The following is a 1,209-nucleotide window of genomic DNA, read 5'->3' as shown; positions in this document are numbered from 1 at the left end:
AGTATTAATTAGCTAGGCTAATTATTACTCTACGATAGTTGCTACAACACCAGCACCTACAGTACGGCCACCTTCACGGATAGCGAAACGAAGACCTTCGTCCATCGCGATTGGCGCGATTAGAGTTACTGTCATCTTAACGTTATCACCAGGCATTACCATTTCTACGCCTTCTGGTAACTGTACGTCACCTGTTACGTCAGTTGTACGGAAGTAGAACTGTGGACGGTAACCTTTGAAGAATGGAGTATGACGACCACCTTCATCTTTAGAAAGTACGTATACTTCTGAAGTGAATGTAGTGTGTGGCTTGATTGAACCAGGCTTAGCTAGTACTTGACCACGTTCAACGTCTTCACGCTTAGTACCACGTAGAAGTGCACCAATGTTCTCACCAGCACGACCTTCGTCAAGAAGCTTACGGAACATCTCAACACCAGTACAAGTAGACTTAGTAGTCTCTTTGATACCAACGATTTCAACTTCGTCGTTCACGTTGATGATACCAGCTTCAACACGGCCAGTTACAACAGTACCACGACCTTGGATTGAGAAAACGTCTTCGATAGGCATGATGAATGGCTTATCGATGTCACGCTCTGGCTCTGGAATGTAAGAATCTAGTGCTTCTGCAAGCTCAACGATCTTGTCTTCCCACTGCTTTTCGCCTTCAAGTGCTTTAAGTGCAGAACCTTGAATTAGTGGTAAGTCATCACCTGGGAAGTCGTACTCAGAAAGAAGTTCACGAACTTCCATTTCTACTAGCTCAAGTAGCTCTTCATCGTCAACCATGTCACATTTGTTCATGAATACAACGATGTAAGGTACGCCAACCTGACGAGAAAGTAGGATGTGCTCACGTGTTTGTGGCATAGGGCCGTCAGTCGCAGCTACTACTAAGATAGCGCCGTCCATCTGAGCAGCACCGGTGATCATGTTTTTAACATAATCGGCGTGTCCAGGACAATCTACGTGTGCGTAGTGACGAGTTGGTGTATCGTACTCAACGTGAGAAGTTGAGATTGTGATACCACGCTCGCGCTCTTCTGGAGCGTTATCGATTGATGCGAAATCTTTAGCAACACCGCCGTATACTTTTGCAAGTACGTTAGTGATTGCTGCAGTTAGTGTAGTTTTACCGTGGTCAACGTGGCCGATTGTACCAACGTTTACGTGCGGTTTTACGCGTTCAAACTTTTCTTTTGCCAT

At 45.4% G+C, this 1,209-nt stretch carries 1 protein-coding gene; it reads right to left on the bottom strand.

The genetic code is table 11. From position 1 onward, the window contains the following. Positions 1–24: 24 nt before the first annotated feature. Positions 25–1,209, bottom strand: a complete 1,185-nt coding sequence (gene tuf / locus AN393_RS19535) for an elongation factor Tu (RefSeq protein WP_029773026.1) — start codon at positions 1,207–1,209, stop codon at positions 25–27.

Origin of the sequence: Pseudoalteromonas sp. P1-25 (assembly GCF_001401805.1) — a bacterium.
In the GTDB taxonomy this organism is placed as follows: Bacteria; Pseudomonadota; Gammaproteobacteria; order Enterobacterales; family Alteromonadaceae; genus Pseudoalteromonas.
Note: the sequence above shows the minus strand (reverse complement) of the source record. Positions and strands in the feature narration are given on the sequence as shown.

What these genes read in the sequence shown, in the direction of transcription:
- tuf (WP_029773026.1), bottom strand. Translation starts at nt 1,209, where the DNA reads ATGGCAAAAGAAAAGTTTGAACGCGTAAAACCGCACGTAAACGTTGGT.